We start from the raw sequence: 20,082 nt of genomic DNA, 5'->3' as shown, positions 1-20,082 counted from the left end.
GGGGCATTAAGCCCCCCAAAGATATTATAAGCTAGGCGCTTACTTAATTACTCGATGGTACGCTTAACTTCGATGATTTCGAATACTTCGATCATATCGCCAGAGCGAACGTCGTTGTAGTTCTTAACACCGATACCACATTCCATGCCGTTACGAACTTCGTTAACGTCATCTTTGAAGCGGCGCAGAGATTCCAGCTCACCTTCATAGATAACCACGTTATCACGCAGTACACGGATTGGGTTATGACGTTTAACCACGCCTTCAGTAACCATACAACCGGCAATCGCACCGAATTTAGGCGATTTGAACACGTCACGAACTTCAGCCAGGCCGATGATTTCTTGACGATATTCAGGAGCCAGCATACCGCTCATTGCCTGCTTAACTTCATCGATCAGATTATAGATGACGGAGTAGTAACGCAGATCCAAGCTTTCAGCTTCAATCACGCGGCGAGCAGAAGCATCGGCACGGACGTTAAAGCCAAGAATGATCGCGTTAGATGCAGCGGCCAAGGTCGCATCAGTTTCAGTGATGCCGCCCACGCCGGAACCAACAATTTTCACTTTCACTTCATCGGTAGACAGACCTAACAAGGCATCAGAAATCGCCTCGCAAGACCCCTGTACGTCAGATTTCAGTACGATGTTCAGTTCAGAAACTTCACCTTCGCTCATGTTAGCAAACATGTTTTCCAGTTTAGATTTCTGCTGACGAGCCAGTTTAACTTCACGGAATTTACCCTGACGATACAGAGCAACTTCGCGAGCTTTCTTCTCATCACGAACAACGGTAGCTTCATCACCGGCGGCTGGAACGCTGGACAGACCCAGAATTTCCACAGGAATAGAAGGACCTGCTGAGGTCACTTCACGGCCCATTTCGTCACGCATCGCACGTACGCGGCCATATTCGAAGCCACACAGAACGATATCGCCCTTGTTCAGAGTACCTTCTTGAACCAGAACGGTGGCAACCGGACCACGGCCTTTATCCAAGAAGGATTCGATAACTACGCCGCTCGCCATACCGCTGCGAACCGCTTTTAACTCCAGAACTTCTGCCTGCAACAGGATTGCGTCCAACAGATCATCAATACCCGTACCTGCTTTAGCAGACACAGGGATGAACTGAGACTCACCGCCCCACTCTTCTGGCATAACGCCATACTGAGACAGTTCGTTTTTAACGCGATCCATGTCTGCTTCAGGCTTATCGATTTTGTTCACAGCAACAACAACCGGCACTTTTGCCGCTTTAGCATGCTGGATTGCTTCGATAGTCTGTGGCATCACGCCATCGTCAGCCGCAACAACCAGAACAACGATATCCGTTGCCTGAGCACCACGAGCACGCATTGAAGTAAATGCGGCGTGACCTGGGGTATCCAGGAAGGTGATCATGCCATTGTCAGTTTGTACGTGGTACGCACCGATATGCTGAGTAATACCACCGGCTTCGCCCGATGCCACTTTCGTGGAGCGGATGTAGTCCAGCAGAGAAGTTTTACCGTGGTCAACGTGCCCCATGATGGTCACTACTGGAGCACGAGGCTCTGCTGCAGCACCGGTATCACGGTCACTCATTACGGCTTCTTCCAGCTCGTTCTCACGACGCAGGATAACTTTGTGGCCCATTTCCTCAGCAACCATCTGAGCAGTTTCCTGATCGATGACCTGATTAATGGTAGCCATAGCGCCCATCTTCATCATTGCTTTGATGACTTGGGAACCTTTAACAGCCATTTTGTTAGCCAGTTCAGCAACGGTAATGGTTTCGCCAATGATGACGTCACGGTTTACCGCTTGAGCAGGCTTGTTGAAGCCTTGCTGCAGAGTACTTGGCTTACGTTTGCCTTTACCACCACGGGTCTGGGCACGTGCTTCTTCGCGATCGGCTTTAGATTCAGACAGCTTATTGCCTTTCTTCTGCTTGGTCGCTTTAGTTGCGGTACGTGCACGAGCGCGCCCTGCTTCAACCTGACGGTCGTTTTCATCTTCTGCTTCGCGAGCATGATGAGAAGTGGTTACGTGGTAGTCAGAAGCATCTTCTGTTGTTTCAGCTTCAGGCGCTTTGCCTTCGTTAGCTTCTGCCATTTTGCGAGCTTCTTCAGAAACACGCTTAGCGTCTTCTTCAAGCTTACGCAGAGCTTCTTCTTCGGCTTTGCGTTTCAGTGCAGCAGCTTCGGCTTCGCGGCGCGCTTTTTCAGCATGCGCAGCTTTGGTTTTTTCGTCGGTATTTTGATTCGTCACTTTTTCACTTTCCGCTGCGCCACGCTTAGCTTTATCAGCGGCCTCACGTTTGGCTTGCTCTTCCAGGTTACGTTTCGCCTGATCTTCAGCAATACGTTTCGCTTTTTCTTCTGCTTCACGTTTTGCTTTTTCTTCAGTCTCACGACGAGCCTGCTCTTCCGCTTCACGCTGTGCCTGTGCTTCTGCTTCAGCCTGTTCAGCTGCCGCATCGCCTTTTACATAAGTGCGCTTTTTGCGGACCTCGATTTGCACGGCTTTGCTTTTTCCGCCAGTGCTTGGAACATTCAATGTGCTGCGTGTTTTACGCTGCAGCGTCAGTTTACCTGATGCGCTGCCATGCTCACGATTTAAATGAGCTAATAATGTTTCTCTTTCCTGTGGGCTCACAGAATCATTTTCTGACTTCTTGATCCCTGCATCAGCTAATTGCTGTACCAGGCGATCAACGGAAGTCTGTATCTCTGCTGCCAGTGATTTTACGGTTACTTCTGTCATGCTGTTCCTTCCCGCTACAGTTCATTATTCACTATCGCCAAACCAGCAGATATTGCGCGCGGCCATAATCAGCTCGCCAGCCTTCTCACTATTCAGGCCTTCAATATCCGCCAGATCGTCGATGCCCTGCTCGGCAAGATCTTCCAGCGTACAAACCCCACGAGCGGCCATTTTAAAGGCGATACCACGGTCCAGACCTTCCAGAGCCAGCAGATCTTCAGCCGGTTTCTGATCGCCCAGGCTTTCTTCCTGAGCTAACGCCAGAGTGGTTAACGCATTTTTTGCGCGCTCGCGCAAAGCGTCTACCGTATCTTCATCCAGACCGTCAATGGCTAACAATTCCTGTTCAGGAACGTAGGCCAGTTCTTCCAGAGTAGAGAAGCCTTCTTCAACCAATAAGGTTGCGAAGTCTTCATCAATATCGAGATATTTGGTGAATGTATCGATAGCTGCGTGAGCTTCAGCCTGATGTTTAGCCTGAAGATCATCAACGGTCATGACGTTCAATTCCCAGCCGCTCAATTGAGCCGCCAGACGAACGTTTTGACCATTACGCCCAATTGCCTGAGCCAGATTGCTTGCTTCAACCGCGATGTCCATAGTGTGTTTGTCTTCATCCACAACAATGGAAGCCACGTCGGCTGGCGCCATAGCATTGATAACGAACTGTGCTGGATTATCATCCCACAATACGATGTCGATACGTTCGCCACCCAGTTCGCTAGAAACGGCCTGAACACGCGCACCGCGCATACCCACACACGCCCCTACCGGGTCAATACGTTTATCGTTGGTTTTCACCGCAATTTTCGCACGTGAACCCGGATCGCGGGCTGCGGCTTTAATCTCGATGACTTCTTCGCCGATTTCCGGCACTTCAATGCGGAACAACTCAACCAGCATTTCTGGGCGTGAACGGCTCACAAACAGCTGAGCACCACGAGCCTCTGGACGCACGTCATACAGCACACCGCGGATGCGGTCGCCTGGACGGAAGTTTTCACGCGGAAGCATGTCTTCACGACCAATAACGGCTTCGGCATTGCTGCCCAGATCCAATGAGATGTTGTCGCGACTTACTTTCTTAACGACACCAGTGACGATCTCGCCTTGGTGCTGACGGAATGCATCAACCACCATAGCGCGCTCGGCTTCGCGTACTTTCTGTACGATAACCTGTTTTGCAGTCTGAGTGGTAATACGGTCAAAGGTGACAGACTCAATCTGATCTTCAACGTATTCACCTAGTTGCAGAGCAGGATCTTCAAACTGAGCGGCATCAAGAGTAATCTCGCGGGTTGGTTGAGTAACTTCATCAACGATAACCCAGCGACGGAAAGTATCGAAATCGCCAGTTTTGCGATCGATGCAAACACGAACGTCGATTTCTTGTTCGTATTTCTTCTTGGTGGCAGTCGCCAGTGCAGTTTCCAGTGCTTCAAAAATTTTTTCGCGAGGAAGCGATTTTTCGTTGGAAACTGCCTCAACAACAGCCAGAATTTCTTTGTTCATCCTAGTGGCCTCATCCAAACTTTAAAAGTGGGGTACCAGGTTCGCTTTCTGGATGTTGCTCAGCGCGAACACTTCGTCTTTTCCATCTACAGTAACCGTGATCATCTCGCCTTCGACAGCTTTAATAATACCCTGCCATTTGCGACGATTCTGCACCGCCATACGTAATACCAGTGAAACCTCTTCGCCCATAAAACGAACGTAGTGATCAGCGGTAAACATTGGACGATCAAGGCCAGGAGATGAAACTTCCAGGTTATATGCAACCGTAATTGGATCTTCGACGTCAAGAACGGCACTGACCTGGTGGCTGACATCAGCACAATCATCAACATTGATCCCTTCGTCACTATCAATATAGATACGTAGCGTTGAATGGTGACTGCGGATGAACTCAATACCTACCAATTCGAAGCCTAATGCCTCAACCGGCGCCGAAATCATCTCTGTCAATTTTTGCTCTAATGTGGACAAGCCCACCCCCAAGACATAAAAAAAGGGCTAAATAGCCCAGTGATTCTGTTGTCAGATAACAAAAAACCCCGAAAAATCGGGGCTTTATGCAACTGGACCCTATATACTGCCGAACGAATTCAGTGCCGCTTTCTGACAATATTTTTTTCAAAATACCCGTTTGAGTCGTTGGCTGAACGTAAACAGTATATTTGAAAAAAGATACTTTAGGAAAGTGGTTGCGGGGGCCGGATTTGAACCGACGACCTTCGGGTTATGAGCCCGACGAGCTACCAGGCTGCTCCACCCCGCGTCCGAATCGTGGCGAATACTACTCTAATAACGTTGAAAAAACAAGTTATCTAGGATTGGTACCGAGGACGGGACTTGAACCCGTAAGCCCTATTGGGCACTACCACCTCAAGGTAGCGTGTCTACCAATTCCACCACCTCGGCATTTCGAAAGTGATAAGCCGTATTCAAAACTTATCACCTTTTACAACAGTTCTTAAAATATCGATTTTAAAAACTTTACTGCTTAATTCTGTACTTCTTGGTTACTGCTGGCTTCAAGCGAGTGCGATTAGTGTGGGATATCGCTACTTGGGGCTGCCGGAGCTGCTGGTACAGCAGGCTGCTCAGTTTTCACTGGCGTACCCAGATTTTCCCACTCACTGCCTTTCTTGCCTTGCTGACCGCTCAGGTTACCCAAAACCAGACTCAGTACAAAGAACAGTGTCGCTAAGACAGCTGTCGTACGGGTCATGAAGTTACCCGAGCCATTGGAACCGAACAAAGTTGCAGATGCGCCAGCGCCGAATGAAGCGCCCATATCAGCACCTTTACCTTGCTGCAGCATAACCATGGCAACTAAGCCAATAGACACCAGCAGGAAAATTACTAAAAGAGCTTCATACATAGTCGTACCTGTTTTCCTTGCGGGGTTTCCGCAGCCAAAAGCTTCAACCATTAAAGCAGACGAAAATAAGTCTACTGAAGCGGGTGTGAATACTACCCAATGCTGCCAAGCCGTGCAAGAGCAATTTATGATGCGTAGTTCGATTGAAGAAAAAACCAGCAAAACATTAAGTTTCACTGGTTTTTCATCGCATAACCCGATGCGATTTTATTGTACCGCGCTTATCCAGCCGCTTTTACTGCGTCGGCAATACGATTTGCCATTTCTGTGACCTGCGCGTCATCTTCGCCTTCAACCATGACGCGAATCAACGGCTCGGTGCCTGATTTACGCAAGAGCACGCGACCACGACCGTTGAGCTGCGCTTCAACCTGCGCGGTCACCGCTTTAACGCTTTCCGCCTGTAGAGGATCGTGATTACCTGAGAAACGGACATTCACCAGCACCTGAGGCAGCAACTTCATACCGCTACACAAATCGTGCAATGTCATGTGATTGCGTACGATTGCGGCCAGTACCTGTAGGCCAGCAACGATGCCATCACCAGTCGTTGTTTTATCAAGAATAATCACATGACCTGAGTTTTCAGCACCTAAACGCCAGCCTTTCGCCGCCATCATTTCCAGCACGTAACGGTCGCCCACTTTTGCACGTGCAAAAGGGATTCCCAGCTGCTTAAGCGCCAGCTCCAAGCCCATATTGCTCATCAGCGTGCCTACAGCACCACCGCGCAGATTGCCCTGACGCAGGTTTTCTCGGGCGGTCAGATATAGAATCTGGTCACCGTCTACTTTGTTACCCAGATGGTCAACCATCATCACACGGTCGCCATCACCATCAAAGGCCAAGCCCACATCCGCTTTTTCTGCCAGTACGCGAGCCTGAAGCTGGCGAACATCCGTGGCGCCACACTCTTTGTTGATATTCATCCCATCAGGCTCACAGCCGATGGCAATTACCGTTGCACCCAGTTCACGCAGCACGCTTGGCGCAATGTGATAGGTCGCGCCGTTAGCACAATCAACAACAATCTTCAGACCACTCAAACTCAGCTCTGTAGGGAAAGTACTCTTACAGAACTCGATATAGCGCCCCGCCGCATCAACGATGCGGTTAGCTTTACCTAACTCGGCAGATTCTACGCAGGTCAGCGGTTTCTCCATTTCTGCTTCAATCGCTTCTTCAACTTCGTCTGGCAGCTTAGTGCCATCAATGGAGAAAAATTTAATGCCATTATCATAATAAGGATTATGCGACGCTGAGATAACAATACCGGCTTCGGCGCGGAAGGTACGCGTCAAATAAGCCACCGCAGGCGTTGGCATTGGACCGGTAAAAGACGCAGATAAACCCGCAGCAGCGAGGCCAGCCTCTAGCGCAGACTCCAGCATATAGCCGGAAATGCGCGTATCTTTACCAATAATAATTTTACGCGAACCGTGTCGAGCCAAAACTTTACCCGCAGCCCAGCCGAGCTTTAACACAAAATCAGGAGTAATCGGGCAGTCACCCACTTTTCCGCGAATCCCGTCCGTACCAAAATATTTGCGCTCGCTCATAAATCTTTTATCCCTTAGCTGAAAGTGTAGCTTCGACGACACGCATCGCCTCAACCGTCTCTTTAACATCATGGACCCGAATAATATGGGCCCCTTGCATTGCGGCAATCACTGCACACGCCAGACTTCCCGCTACACGCTGTGTCGGGCCGACTTTCAGAAGCTGACCAACCATTGATTTACGAGACATGCCGACGAGAAGCGGTAAACCAAAATGGTGGAAATGTGCAAGGTGAGCCAGAAGTTGGTAATTATGCTCTAGATTCTTGCCAAAACCAAAACCAGGATCAAGCAACAGGCGGCTTTTATCAATGCCAGCCGCCATGCATCGCTCAATCTGAGAGGCCAGATAGCTATCCACTTCAGCCACGACATCGGTATAAACGGGTTTATGCTGCATGGTCTTGGGATCGCCCTGCATATGCATCAGGCACACCGGCAGACCCGACTGAGCCGCCGCCTCTAGCGCGCCAGGCTCGCTGAGTGAGCGGATATCATTAATTAGCGTAGCCCCAGCATTTGCACTTGCGGTAATCACTTCAGCCTTGGACGTATCCACTGAGATCCAAACGTCAAAATAACGGGCAATCAGCTCAACAGTGGGCACTACGCGGTCGAGCTCTTCTTCAGTACTCACCTCCGCAGCCCCCGGCCGAGTAGACTCGCCGCCGACGTCAATAATCGTTGCACCAGCGCTAATCATGGCCTCAGCATGGCGCAGAGCGGCATCGCGACCATTGTGTTTACCCCCGTCGGAAAAAGAGTCCGGCGTTACGTTAAGAATTCCCATTACCTGCGGATAGGTCAAATCCAGAGTTAATCCTTGCGCCTTCAGCTGCATGCCGTCTCCATATGTTATTTTTTATTTTGATGCGGTATTTGAACGCAAAAAAAAACCCCGAGCAAGTCGGGGTTTGTCTAGCAGCACACTATGTACTCGGTACACGGCAATTATTTTTCGCCAGTGTTGCCAGTCGTAATGTTGTCGTCAGAAGAAGGCGTATTCAACTGCTCTTCTGCTGGCTTATTCACTGGCGCCTGAGGAGCACCACCGTTGTTGTCTGAACGGTTGTTTTGATCCTCTTCCCAACCAGCCGGCGGACGAACTTCACGGCGAGCCATCAAGTCATCAACCTGTGGAGCATCAATTGTTTCATATTTCATCAATGCATCTTTCATTGCATGCATGATATCCATATTTTCTTCCAGTAACTGACGGGTACGTGCGTAGTTACGTTCAATTAATGCTTTCACTTCCTGATCGATGATGCGGGCGGTTTCATCAGACATGTGTTTAGTCTTGGAGACTGAACGGCCCAAGAACACTTCGCCTTCTTCTTCCGCATACAGCAATGGACCCAGTTTCTCTGAGAAGCCCCATTGGGTCACCATGTTACGGGCAATGGTCGTTGCCTGTTTGATGTCCTGTGATGCACCAGTAGAAACATTTTCAACGCCGTAAATCAGCTCTTCAGCCAAGCGTCCACCGTAAGCAACGGAAATCATACTTTCCAGCTTCTGGCGGCTATAACTAATTGCGTCGCCCTGTGGCAGGAAGAAGGTCACACCCAACGCACGACCACGTGGGATAATAGTGACTTTGTGTACTGGATCATGCTCAGGAACCAGTCGACCGATAATCGCATGGCCTGCTTCATGATACGCAGTAGATTCTTTCTGCTCTTCGGTCATGACCATTGAACGACGCTCTGCGCCCATCATGATCTTATCTTTGGCCTTTTCAAACTCGACCATAGATACCACACGTTTATTGGTACGAGCTGCAAACAGAGCGGCTTCGTTGACCAAGTTCGCCAGATCCGCACCGGAGAAACCAGGTGTACCACGAGCAATAACGGAAGCATCAATGTCAGTTGCCAATGGCACACGACGCATATGAACCTTGAGAATCTGTTCACGGCCACGGACATCGGGTAACCCAACCACAACCTGACGGTCAAAACGGCCTGGGCGCAGTAACGCGGGATCCAGCACGTCAGGACGGTTAGTCGCGGCGATAACGATGATACCTTCGTTACCTTCGAAGCCATCCATTTCAACCAACATCTGGTTCAGCGTCTGCTCACGTTCATCATGACCACCGCCTAAACCTGCACCACGCTGACGGCCTACGGCGTCAATTTCATCAATGAAGATGATACATGGAGCGGCTTTCTTCGCCTGCTCAAACATGTCACGGACACGGGATGCACCCACACCGACGAACATTTCAACAAAGTCAGAACCTGAAATAGTAAAGAATGGCACTTTAGCTTCACCGGCAATAGCTTTAGCCAGCAAGGTCTTACCTGTACCTGGAGGCCCCACCATCAGGATGCCTTTCGGGATCTTACCACCCAGTTTCTGGAAACGGCTTGGATCACGCAGATATTCAACTAATTCTGCAACTTCTTCTTTTGCTTCGTCACAACCAGCGACGTCGGCAAAAGTGGTTTTAATCTGATCTTCGGTCAGCATACGAGCCTTGCTCTTACCGAACGACATAGCACCTTTGCCACCGCCGCCCTGCATCTGACGCATAAAGAAGATCCAGACCCCAATCAGCAACAACATTGGGAACCAAGAGATAAAAATAGTCGCCAAGAAACTTGGTTCTTCTGGTGGTTCACCAACAACTTTCACATTCTTAGTTAACAAAGAATCCAGCAGTTTAGGATCGTTAACCGGAATATAGGTTGTGTATTTACCACTGTCTTTCTTGGTAACGTTAATTTCACGTCCATTGATACGGACCTCACGCACCTGATCCTGATTAACCTCAGTTAGGAACGTAGAGTAATCCACCCTACGGCTATTCGATTCGCTGGGCCCAAAGCTCTGGAACACGGACATCAGCACTACTGCGATGACCAGCCAGAGGATTAGGTTTTTCGCCATGTCACTCAAGGGATTAACCTCATATTACAACTGTGTTAACAATAAGCATCAGGGTACTATAGTTTCCGCCCTGTCGCTACGATGTATACTTCCCGCGAACGTGCTCGGGACGCATCAGGCTTACGAATCTTAACCTTCGTAAACAGGGAGCGAATCTGCGTAAGATACTCGTCAAAGCCCTCTCCCTGAAACACTTTCACTAAAAAACTGCCGCCAGGAGCTAAGACATCCTTCGCCATTTCCAGTGCTAATTCAACCAGATACATTGAACGCGGGATATCTACCGATGGCGTACCACTCATGTTGGGAGCCATATCTGACATCACAACCTGCACTTTGTCCTCGCCCACGCGATCGGTCAGCGCTTTGAGAACTAATTCATCACGAAAATCGCCCTGAAGGAAATCGACACCAACGATAGGATCCATAGGCAGAATATCGCAAGCAATCACCCGCCCGCTGTTTCCGATTTGCGTGACCACATACTGTGACCACCCTCCTGGCGCAGCGCCGAGATCAACGACGGTCATTCCCGGTTTAAATAGCTTGTCAGTGCTTTGTATTTCATCAAGTTTAAACCAAGCACGAGAACGAAGTCCCTTTTTCTGTGCCTGAATTACATATTTGTCACTAAAGTGTTCGTGCATCCAGCGGTTTGAGCTGGCGGAACGTTTTTTACCCATCTGATATTAACTCTCTAAACAACAGTTTCATCCACCTAGCTGCTTCGGAGTGTCCATGACAATGTAAGACCGATTTGGTGATACACTGGAGATGGCGGTAGAATGTACCGTTTTCAATCCCAACCTAAGCAAAAAAGACGATGAATCTGAATAACAAGCAAAAACAGCACCTAAAAAGCTTGGCCCATCCGCTTAAACCTGTTGTGCAATTAGGCAACAACGGTTTGACCGAAGGTGTTCTCGCTGAAATTGAACAGGCGCTAGCGCATCATGAACTCATCAAGGTGAAAATTGCCGCTGAAGAGCGCGATACCAAGACCTTGATTGCTGACGCCATCGTCCGAGAAACTGGTGCGTGTCAAGTACAGCTAATCGGTAACGTATTAGTCATTTACCGTCCAAGCCAAGAACGCAAGATCAGTTTACCGCGTTAATACCTTTTCGTATAAAGAAAAGATATAGCACAAATTGAGATGCTTTCTCACCCTAATAGAAAGGCCGCGATGCGGCCTTTTTCTTATCTTTACAAAAGTCATTGCTGGTTGTGCAAATTCTCAGCAATTTTCATAAAAATCAGATGTATTCGACTTTCAGAATTTCGAATTCAACTTCGCCGCCTGGCGTCTTAATCACGACGATATCGCCCTGCTCTTTACCAATCAGGCCACGCGCAATTGGCGAATTTACTGAGATGCGATTTTGTTTAAAATCTGCCTCATCATCACCAACGATAGAATAAGTTTGTTTATCTTCAGTATCGAGGTTTTCAACGCTTACGGTGCAACCAAAAATTACGCGGCCAGTATTTGGGATCTTGGTAACGTCAATCACGTTTGCATTAGAAAGTTTCGCTTCGATTTCCTGAATACGACCTTCACAAAAACCTTGCTGTTCACGAGCTGCGTGATATTCAGCATTCTCTTTCAGGTCACCGTGCTCACGGGCATCGGCAATGTCAGCAATAATTTGCGGACGGCGAGTACCCTTCAAGTACTCCAACTCTTCGCGCAGTTTTTCTGCGCCACGCAACGTCATCGGAATCTGATTCATAATATTAGTCACCTTGAAATCTATTCTGCTTAAGTCGCCCTCATCCTGACGTCATCTCATGATGACAGGAAGCGATCGGATCACAGGTTCGCAAAATGCGTCCCTCACCCTTGGCGTTGAATAAAAAAATACTAACTCGGGCTAAAAAACCCAAGTTAAGATCGGTTTTGCATTTTGACGGGTATTTTAACGTAGAGTTCAGTAAGTATCATCGTTTACTTTAACCCTAGATGCACCGTAGTATGACAGTCACGTTACTCTGCAGTTATCCTGGGATTATGCAATTTTCACGAATTATCAGTGGATTGGCTTGTGCCTTAGCTTTTAGTACTCAAGCTGCACCCGTCCAAGATTACACTCAATATTTACCAGATGGCGCCAACTTAGCCCTTTTGGTTCAAAAAATAGGCTCGCCAACGCCTGCCATTGACTTTCATGGGCAGCAAATGGCGCTGCCTGCCAGTACGCAAAAAGTCATCACTGCACTGGCTGCATTGCTTCAGCTCGGTCCCGATTACCGCTTTTCTACCACAATGGAAACACGTGGTTCAATCAGTGATGGCAAACTAAAGGGTGATTTGATTGTACGCTTCGGCGGCGATCCAACACTGCGACGCCAGCATATTCGTAACATGGTTACCGCACTGAAAAAACAGGGCATTAATGAAATTACGGGTGACATTCTCATCGACACATCCGTATTTGCTAGCCACGATAAAGCGCCGGGCTGGCCATGGAATGACATGACTCAGTGTTTCAGTGCCCCACCGGCCGCAGCAATTGTCGATCGTAACTGTTTCTCTATCTCACTGTATAGCGCGCCTAAAGCCGGTGATAACGCGTTTATTCGTGTCGCGTCCTACTATCCAGTACATATGTTTAGCGAAGTACGCACGCTGGCCAAAGGCTCGCCCGATGCTCAATATTGTGAGCTTGACGTGGTACCCGGCGAGCTAAATCGCTTTACCGTCACGGGTTGCCTAACTCAGCGTTCTGAGCCTCTTCCGCTCGCCTTTGCTATTCAAGACGGCGCGAGTTATGCAGGTGCTATTGTCAAAGACGAACTGCGTCAGGCCGAGATTCAAATCGACGGTAACCTACGCCGCCAGACCACACCCAATACCGCAGCAACAATTCTCGCTCAGACCCAGTCAGCACCGCTGAGCAGCCTGTTGCGCACAATGCTAAAAAAATCTGACAACATGATTGCCGATACAATATTCCGCACTATTGGCCACGAACGTTTAGGTGTTCCTGGCACATGGCGAGCTGGCGCTGATTCTGTTCGCCAAATTTTGCGCCAGAAAGCGGGTATTAATCTTGGCAATACCATTCTTGTTGATGGCTCAGGCTTATCCCGCCATAACCTGATTTCGCCCGCAACTATGATGCAGGTTTTACAGTACATTGCGCAAAACGATCAGCAGTTGAATATCATCTCAATGCTGCCATTAGCAGGCCACGATGGTACCTTGCAGTATCGTGGCGGTCTGCATGAAGCGGGCGTGGACGGTAAAGTCTCAGCGAAGACCGGCTCCCTGCAAGGGGTATATAATCTGGCTGGTTTTATCACTACGGCCAGCGGGCAGCGAATGGCGTTTGTTCAATATCTTTCTGGATATGCGGTTCCGCCACAGGATCAAAAAATCCGTCGTGCTCCATTGGTTCGTTTCGAAAGCAGGCTTTATAGAGACATATACCAAAATAATTAATCTCTCTAACTCAACAGGCCATACCGAACGTATAGAATAAAGTCTATGAAGATACTGATTGTTGAAGATGATGAGCTGATCCAGCAGGGGCTTGCAAAAGCCCTTGGCAACGAAAGCTACGCCTGTGATTGCGCATCTACGGCTGCACAGGCCAAAAGCTTGCAGCAGGTTGGGCAATATAGCCTGATCATTCTAGACTTAGGGTTACCCGATCTGGATGGCGCGTCACTGCTACGCCAATGGCGACGCAGCGGAGTTGATATACCGGTGTTAGTGCTCACCGCTCGTGATGCTATAGAAGATCGCGTTGAGGGGCTGGATGCTGGCGCAGATGACTATCTGGTTAAACCTTTTGCATTAGTCGAACTGCAAGCGCGTGTCAGAGCACTCATCCGCCGTTTTCAAGGACATAGCGATAATCTGTTACAGGTTGAGAATATTATTCTCAACCTTTCAACCCAGCAGGTTTTGTTTGACGGAAGCCAAATTGAACTCACCCCCAAAGAATTTGCATTGCTTTCTCGTCTAATGATGCGTGCAGGTCAGACGGTAAACCGCGAGATATTGCAGCAAGATCTCTATTCTTGGCAGGATGATTTAAGTTCAAATACGCTCGAAGTGCATATTCATAACCTGCGCCGAAAGCTAGGCAAAGAACGGATTAAAACGGTACGTAGCGTAGGCTACCGTTTGGAAAGCCAGCTATGATCAGCATGCGGCGTAGTTTGCTAATCATGCTCGCGCTTATTTTGCTAATCACCCAGTTGGCAAGCGCACTTTGGCTCTGGCACGAAAGCCGCGAGCAAATCAGCTTTCTAGTGAACGAAACCCTGAGCGCGAGAGCGCGCGACGCACATGTCGAAAAAGAGATCCGCGAAGCGATTGCATCACTGCTGGTTCCTTCCCTCGTCATGATGTCTTTTACGCTTATTTTGTCCGCTATCGCCATCAGTTGGATTATCCGCCCGCTTAACAAGCTGCAACAGAGGCTGGATAAACGTTCTGCTGACAATCTCACGCCCATCACACTCGATAGCAATATGCTGGAAATTGCTGCCGTTACCGGCACACTGAACCAGCTATTCAGTCGGCTTAGCCATACCATCCAACAAGAGCGATTATTTACTGCAGATGCGGCCCACGAGCTACGCACGCCATTGGCGGGAATTCGGCTGCATCTAGAATTATTGGAGCAAAGTGGTGTTGCCGAAGCTCGAGCGCTAGTGACGCGAATTGATCAACTGATGCATACGGTTGAACAATTGCTTATGCTGTCTCGAGCAGGGCAAAACTTCGCCAGCGGGCACTACCAAACCATTGATATTAGTAAAGATGTCATTCCACCACTAGAGGTGGAACTGGTCGAAATGCTGAAGTTACGGAACCAGAGGCTTGAAATAGATATACCGGCTAGGGCTGAGGTGCTCGGCGATGCGGTACTCATTCGTCTGATGCTACGTAATCTTGTTGAAAATGCTCACCGCTATAGCCCGGAAAATTCGACTATTCGCATCGTGGCATTATGTAATGAAAAAGGCGTTGAATTACGGGTGATCGATCAAGGCCCTGGTATTGATGAATCCAAAGCAGGCGAGCTGACTCAGGCGTTCCGCCGTATGGATCAGCGATATGGAGGCAGTGGCTTGGGGCTCAATATCATCATTAGAATTATTCAGCTACATCAGGGAAAACTTACGCTGAAAAACGTCGATAGCGCAGCCGGTTCAGGTCTTATCGCCAGCTGCTGGCTACCGCACAATGTTTTAGCCAAGTTTTAGCCGAACTTACACTTAGCTAAATGCATTAAAAAGGCTGCCATCGGCAGCCTTTTGCTATTCTTCAACGTATGTTTTTCAAACAATATCGTTAAGATAATGCAGGATTATTTCTGATAAATAATTTCGACACCTTCGTCGTCATCTTCATCCCAATCATCATCCCAGTCTTCGTCAGCTTCGGCTTCTGCCTGTTCCAACTGTTCACGATGATAGTCATCCCACATGAACTCAGCTTTCTTAGCTTTTTCTTTCTCTTCTTCCACTTCAGCATCGCGTGGCTGCGTATCTAGGAAGTGCATGACGTCCCAGCACAAAGCGTTCACACCTTCACGGTTAGCCGCAGAAATCAGATAATGTTTATCTTCCCAGCCCAGTGCATCTGCAATCGCCTGTGCGCGCTGTTTAGCTTCTTCAGGATCAAGGATGTCGATCTTATTGAACACTAACCAGCGTGGCTTCTGAGACAGTTTTTCGCTGTACTGTCCAAGTTCATTGATAATGACTTTCGCGTTCTCAATAGGATCGCTTTCGTCAATTGGCGCCAAGTCGATGAGATGAAGCAGTACACGGCAGCGTTCCAAATGCTTAAGGAAACGAATGCCAAGGCCTGCACCTTCTGATGCGCCTTCAATCAAGCCTGGGATGTCTGCAACCACAAAGCTCTTCTCATGATCCATACGCACAACGCCAAGGCTTGGAACCAGCGTGGTAAATGGATAATCAGCAACTTTCGGTTTTGCTGCAGATACAGCACGGATGAAGGTAGATTTACCCGCATTCGGCAGCCCCAGCATGCCCACATCGGCCAGCAGCAGCAGTTCAAGCTTCAGATCGCGCTTGTCACCTTTGGTCCCCATCGTCTTTTGACGCGGAGCACGGTTTACTGATGACTTGAATCGGGTATTGCCCAGTCCATGCCAGCCGCCTTTACCCACCATCAGCTTTTGAGCATGGCGAGTCATATCGCCCAGCACTTCACCGGTGTCTAGATCGACAACACGTGTTCCCACTGGCACTTTAATCGTGATGTCATTACCGCGTTTACCAGTACAGTCACGGCTTTGGCCATTCTGACCGCGCTCGGCACGGAAAGATTTCTCAAAGCGGTAGTCAATCAAAGTATTTAAGTTTTCATCGGCAAGCAAATAAACATCACCGCCATCACCGCCATCGCCACCGTCTGGGCCGCCACGCGGAATATATTTTTCACGACGGAAGCTGACGCAGCCATTGCCGCCATCACCGGCTTCGATGTGAATCGCTGCTTCATCTACAAATTTCATTTACTGTCTCCGTAAATCATTTACCGGGCTGCTTAAGCTGAGCAACCTAGCTGTGTAAGCTGTAAGCTAGTTTTGTTCGGCCCGACGCGGCCACCAACGGTGACCCACCGCGGAAAACATCGCTCCGGCTACCACCACAAATGCTCCAATATAGCCCACCGTATTAAGCGATGGGGAAAGGAACAGATCTGGCCATACCAAAGCTAACAAGTCAGAGAACATCAGGGTAAACAGCGGGGTTAACGTCACCACCGCACTGACCTGAGCTGCCTGCCAGCGCGCCATAGCTTCAGCCAGCGCGCCATAACCAATTAACGTATTGGCCCCACAAAATATCAAGCAGGCTAACTGCCAGCCATCCAGCTGAAAAATCACCGCAGGCTTCGCCAACGGAAATAAACATATCGCACATAAAGTGTACAACAGCCAAAGGATCTGTTGTGATGCTAATCGCCGTAACAGCACTTTCTGAGCGACACCATAGCTTACCCAAACCGTTGCGGCTCCCACCCCTAAGATCACACCCAGAGTATATGCCGTCAGTTGAGTAAATATTTCTTTCAAGCTGACGTTAAAGAACAACAGCAGTCCAGTAATCAGCATACATGCGCCAATCACCTGAGTGATGCGCATTTTTTCTTTTAAAATCAAAACACTGGCAAACATCATCCCAACAGGAGATAGCTGCCCTATTACCTGAGACGCCGTAGGACTTAAATACTGCAACGAACTGCTGAACAGAACGAAGTTACCTAATAAGCCAAAGGTCGCAATAATGAGCAGGACCAACCAACGTCGATGCTTGAATACACGCATCGGTGGTAATTGCTTACGAGAATAAAGAATGAAAAACAATCCAACTGATGCGATTAAAAAGCGATACCAGACAATGGTATAAGGCTCCATCACCTGTAGAACCTGCTTCATTGCAATAGGCAATGCACCCCAGAAAATCGCCGTTGTGAGAGCAAGGCATATTCCCACCCTGACGTTCTGATTGCTTTCCATACTCAGCATCCTTGGCCTATTTGGCCCTAAACGTAAAAAAGCCCCGCAAGATTATTGCGGGGCCTTACATCTATTTAGACGCGAAAAACTTATTCAGCAACGATGCTGATGAACTTACGGTTTTTCGGGCCTTTAACTTCGAACTTGACTTTACCGTCAGCCAAAGCAAACAGAGTGTGGTCACGGCCGCAACCTACGTTGTTGCCAGCGTGGAATTTAGTACCACGTTGACGAACGATGATGCTACCTGCCAATACTGCTTCGCCGCCAAAGCGTTTTACGCCCAGACGTTTAGCTTCTGAATCGCGACCGTTACGAGTCGAGCCGCCAGCCTTTTTATGTGCCATTAATCTGCTCTCCTAGAATTAAGCGCTGATGCCGGTGATCTTAACATCAGTGAACCACTGACGATGACCCTGCTGCTTACGATGATGCTTACGACGACGGAACTTAACGATAGTTACTTTCTCGCCACGACCGTGAGCAACGATTTCAGCCTTAACTTTGCCACCAGAAACAAATGGAACGCCAATCTTGATGTCTTCGCCATTAGCGACCATCAGGATCTGGTCAAACTCAACAGTTTCACCAGTTGCGATGTCCAGCTTTTCCAGGCGAATAGTCTGACCTTCGCTTACTCGGTGTTGTTTACCACCACTTTGGAAAACCGCGTACATATAAACTCCGCATTTCCGCACGCATGGTTCGTTGCCCAATACGCGCTATAAATATTCACAATAGGGCGCGAATTCTACGCAAAAATCATTCAGAAGACAAGGGTAGAATCGGGAGAAAAGAAGAAAAAAAACACAGTTCTCTTCGCGCCGTTTATCTAATACGTTTTTCAAGTACAATCATACTATAGTTGGTGGCTTGTGACAGCCTGCATGCGGGCTTTCGCCCGGCGGAAAATGGAAACACAGTTGAATTAATACAATGAACCTAGAACAAATTACTGAGTTAACCGCGCAGGATATGGCGGATGTGAACGCAACGATTCTTCAGCAACTGAACTCTGAAGTGAGCTTAATCAATCAGTTGGGCTACTACATTATCAGCGGTGGAGGTAAACGGATTCGCCCGATGATCGCCGTGTTGTCGGCTAGAGCATTAAATTATACGGGTGATAAACACATCACCGTAGCAGCGTTGATTGAATTTATTCATACAGCAACCTTGCTGCACGATGACGTGGTTGATGAATCCGATATGCGTCGGGGCAAAGCCACCGCTAACGCGGCTTTTGGTAACGCTGCGAGCGTATTAGTCGGTGATTTTATCTATACACGATCATTCCAGATGATGACCAGCCTGCAGTCATTGCGAGTGCTGGAACTGATGTCTGAGGCCACCAACGTTATCGCTGAAGGTGAAGTTTTGCAGTTGATGAACGTCAATGATCCGAACATCACTGAAGAAAACTACATGCGAGTCATTTACAGTAAAACGGCCCGTTTGTTTGAAGCAGCAGCTCAATCATCAGCGATCTTGGCGGGTGCCACACATGAGCAGGAAATCGCTCTGCAAGACTATGGGCGTTATCTCGGCACTGCTTTCCAACTGATCGATGATCTGTTGGATTATGATGCTGATGGAAAGACACTGGGTAAAAATACGGGTGATGACCTGAACGAGGGTAAACCAACATTACCCCTGCTTCACGCTATGCAGAACGGCTCTCCAGAACGCTCAGCCATGATTCGTAAAGCTATTGAAGAAGGCAATGGGCGTCATTTGCTTGAACCCGTTCTCGAAACCATGCATGAAGTCGGCTCGCTGACTTATACCCGTCAGCGAGCCGAAGAAGAAGCTGATAAAGCAATTTCAGCATTAGATGTCTTGCCGGAATCGCCTTATAAAGAAGCGCTTATTGGGCTGGCTAATATGGCGGTCGATCGAAAATTCTAATTCTTATTTTTAGAAATAAATGAAGAGCCGAAAGGCTCTTTTTCTTTTAAAGAACATATAAAACAATAAATAAGCCATAAATAATGGCTTTCTTATTATTGAAGTAATTGGAAATTAATTGAAATTTAAAGAGTGTTTTTAGATAGTAGCGATGTATACAAGCCTTATTTTTCTTACCCTGTAAATGTGTCATCGCAAAGGAATGGATTATGACAGAGAGTCAATGCCATGAAGATTGGCATCACGCAGATATTATTGCTGCATTGCACAAACGGAAAATTACGCTCAGTGGACTATCAAGAGCCTCAGGGCTTTCTAGCACCACGCTCTCTAATGCATTAACGCGTCCTTGGCCTAAAGGCGAATTTATTATTGCTCAAGCGCTAGGTATTCATCCCTCTGAGATATGGCCAAGCCGCTATTATGATGTCGCCACTCATCAGCCTATTGATAGACAGCTACTCATGCGTGCACGAAGATCGAATAAAAACAAAACCGCTGACGATTAAGGTCAGCGGTTAGATTTAAGCTAAATTAACGGGTGTTTATAACCACCCGTTTTCTATTAA

Annotated in this window: 19 protein-coding genes and 2 tRNA genes; 6 read left to right on the top strand and 15 right to left on the bottom strand. The window is 48.3% G+C overall.

The genetic code is table 11. The features are described 5' to 3' along the window. Window positions 1–47: 47 nt before the first annotated feature. The 10 genes from infB to rlmE form a co-directional block, all read right to left on the bottom strand. A complete protein-coding gene (gene infB, locus K9N75_RS02865; RefSeq protein WP_004093714.1) occupies window positions 48–2,750 on the bottom strand; it encodes a translation initiation factor IF-2 in 2,703 nt (900 codons plus the stop codon). Window positions 2,751–2,774: 24 nt separating this feature from the next. After that, window positions 2,775–4,262, bottom strand: a complete 1,488-nt coding sequence (nusA, locus tag K9N75_RS02860; protein ID WP_004093713.1) for a transcription termination factor NusA — start codon at window positions 4,260–4,262, stop codon at window positions 2,775–2,777. A 21-nt stretch (window positions 4,263–4,283) separates the two neighbouring features. Next, window positions 4,284–4,736 carry a ribosome maturation factor RimP gene (gene rimP, locus K9N75_RS02855; protein ID WP_071603080.1) on the bottom strand — a complete coding sequence of 151 codons (453 nt, stop codon included), beginning with the start codon at window positions 4,734–4,736 and terminating at the stop codon, window positions 4,284–4,286. A 215-nt stretch (window positions 4,737–4,951) separates the two neighbouring features. Continuing rightward, window positions 4,952–5,028, bottom strand: a tRNA-Met gene (locus K9N75_RS02850). A 56-nt stretch (window positions 5,029–5,084) separates the two neighbouring features. After that, window positions 5,085–5,171: transfer RNA gene (locus K9N75_RS02845), tRNA-Leu, on the bottom strand. A 127-nt stretch (window positions 5,172–5,298) separates the two neighbouring features. Further along, on the bottom strand, window positions 5,299–5,634 hold the full coding sequence (secG, locus tag K9N75_RS02840) for a preprotein translocase subunit SecG (RefSeq protein ID WP_224452207.1): 336 nt from the start codon (window positions 5,632–5,634) through the stop codon (window positions 5,299–5,301). 221 nt (window positions 5,635–5,855) lie between these two features. Continuing rightward, the gene (gene glmM, locus K9N75_RS02835; protein WP_004093709.1) at window positions 5,856–7,193 is read right to left on the bottom strand and encodes a phosphoglucosamine mutase; all 1,338 of its coding nucleotides are present in this window, start codon (window positions 7,191–7,193) and stop codon (window positions 5,856–5,858) included. 7 nt (window positions 7,194–7,200) lie between these two features. After that, complete coding sequence (gene folP, locus K9N75_RS02830; protein WP_008814877.1) at window positions 7,201–8,034, bottom strand: dihydropteroate synthase; 834 nt, start codon at window positions 8,032–8,034, stop codon at window positions 7,201–7,203. A gap of 110 nt (window positions 8,035–8,144) precedes the next feature. Next, the gene (ftsH, locus tag K9N75_RS02825; protein ID WP_008814876.1) at window positions 8,145–10,091 is read right to left on the bottom strand and encodes an ATP-dependent zinc metalloprotease FtsH; all 1,947 of its coding nucleotides are present in this window, start codon (window positions 10,089–10,091) and stop codon (window positions 8,145–8,147) included. A gap of 56 nt (window positions 10,092–10,147) precedes the next feature. Next, entirely contained in the window at window positions 10,148–10,774 is a 627-nt protein-coding gene (gene rlmE / locus K9N75_RS02820) for a 23S rRNA (uridine(2552)-2'-O)-methyltransferase RlmE (protein WP_008814875.1), read from the bottom strand. 140 nt (window positions 10,775–10,914) lie between these two features. Between rlmE and yhbY the strand changes: the two genes are divergently transcribed. Then, on the top strand, window positions 10,915–11,208 hold the full coding sequence (gene yhbY / locus K9N75_RS02815; protein WP_004093705.1) for a ribosome assembly RNA-binding protein YhbY: 294 nt from the start codon (window positions 10,915–10,917) through the stop codon (window positions 11,206–11,208). A gap of 139 nt (window positions 11,209–11,347) precedes the next feature. Here yhbY and greA read toward each other — a convergent pair whose 3' ends face one another. After that, window positions 11,348–11,824: a transcription elongation factor GreA gene (gene greA, locus K9N75_RS02810; RefSeq protein ID WP_004093704.1), complete on the bottom strand. Its 477-nt coding sequence runs from the start codon at window positions 11,822–11,824 to the stop codon at window positions 11,348–11,350. 278 nt (window positions 11,825–12,102) lie between these two features. On the opposite strand from greA, the gene dacB reads away from it, so the two are divergent. The 3 genes from dacB to pmrB are packed head-to-tail and all read left to right on the top strand — an operon-like array spanning window position 12,103 to window position 15,314. Then, entirely contained in the window at window positions 12,103–13,536 is a 1,434-nt protein-coding gene (gene dacB, locus K9N75_RS02805; protein ID WP_064575319.1) for a serine-type D-Ala-D-Ala carboxypeptidase, read from the top strand. A gap of 45 nt (window positions 13,537–13,581) precedes the next feature. Next, window positions 13,582–14,244, top strand: a complete 663-nt coding sequence (gene pmrA / locus K9N75_RS02800; RefSeq protein WP_061059247.1) for a two-component system response regulator PmrA — start codon at window positions 13,582–13,584, stop codon at window positions 14,242–14,244. Next, entirely contained in the window at window positions 14,241–15,314 is a 1,074-nt protein-coding gene (gene pmrB, locus K9N75_RS02795; RefSeq protein ID WP_039187871.1) for a two-component system sensor histidine kinase PmrB, read from the top strand. Before pmrA ends, pmrB begins: the two co-directional genes overlap by 4 nt. Before the next feature lie 104 nt (window positions 15,315–15,418). Here pmrB and cgtA read toward each other — a convergent pair whose 3' ends face one another. The 4 genes from cgtA to rplU form a co-directional block, all read right to left on the bottom strand. After that, a complete protein-coding gene (cgtA, locus tag K9N75_RS02790; protein WP_004093695.1) occupies window positions 15,419–16,597 on the bottom strand; it encodes an Obg family GTPase CgtA in 1,179 nt (392 codons plus the stop codon). 66 nt (window positions 16,598–16,663) lie between these two features. Then, on the bottom strand, window positions 16,664–17,605 hold the full coding sequence (locus K9N75_RS02785; protein ID WP_008814871.1) for a DMT family transporter: 942 nt from the start codon (window positions 17,603–17,605) through the stop codon (window positions 16,664–16,666). An 89-nt stretch (window positions 17,606–17,694) separates the two neighbouring features. Then, window positions 17,695–17,952, bottom strand: coding sequence for a 50S ribosomal protein L27 (gene rpmA, locus K9N75_RS02780; protein ID WP_004093693.1), 258 nt, complete (start codon window positions 17,950–17,952; stop codon window positions 17,695–17,697). Window positions 17,953–17,970: 18 nt separating this feature from the next. Continuing rightward, complete coding sequence (gene rplU / locus K9N75_RS02775) at window positions 17,971–18,282, bottom strand: 50S ribosomal protein L21 (protein WP_004093692.1); 312 nt, start codon at window positions 18,280–18,282, stop codon at window positions 17,971–17,973. A gap of 259 nt (window positions 18,283–18,541) precedes the next feature. On the opposite strand from rplU, the gene ispB reads away from it, so the two are divergent. Then, complete coding sequence (gene ispB, locus K9N75_RS02770) at window positions 18,542–19,513, top strand: octaprenyl diphosphate synthase (RefSeq protein ID WP_008814870.1); 972 nt, start codon at window positions 18,542–18,544, stop codon at window positions 19,511–19,513. 209 nt (window positions 19,514–19,722) lie between these two features. Further along, window positions 19,723–20,022, top strand: a complete 300-nt coding sequence (locus K9N75_RS02765) for a helix-turn-helix domain-containing protein (protein WP_008814869.1) — start codon at window positions 19,723–19,725, stop codon at window positions 20,020–20,022. The last annotated feature ends 60 nt before the right edge of the window (window positions 20,023–20,082 follow it).

Origin of the sequence: Hafnia paralvei (assembly GCF_020150375.1) — a bacterium.
Classification (GTDB): Bacteria; Pseudomonadota; Gammaproteobacteria; order Enterobacterales; family Enterobacteriaceae; genus Hafnia; species Hafnia paralvei.
This window is presented reverse-complemented; position numbering and strand designations above follow the sequence as displayed.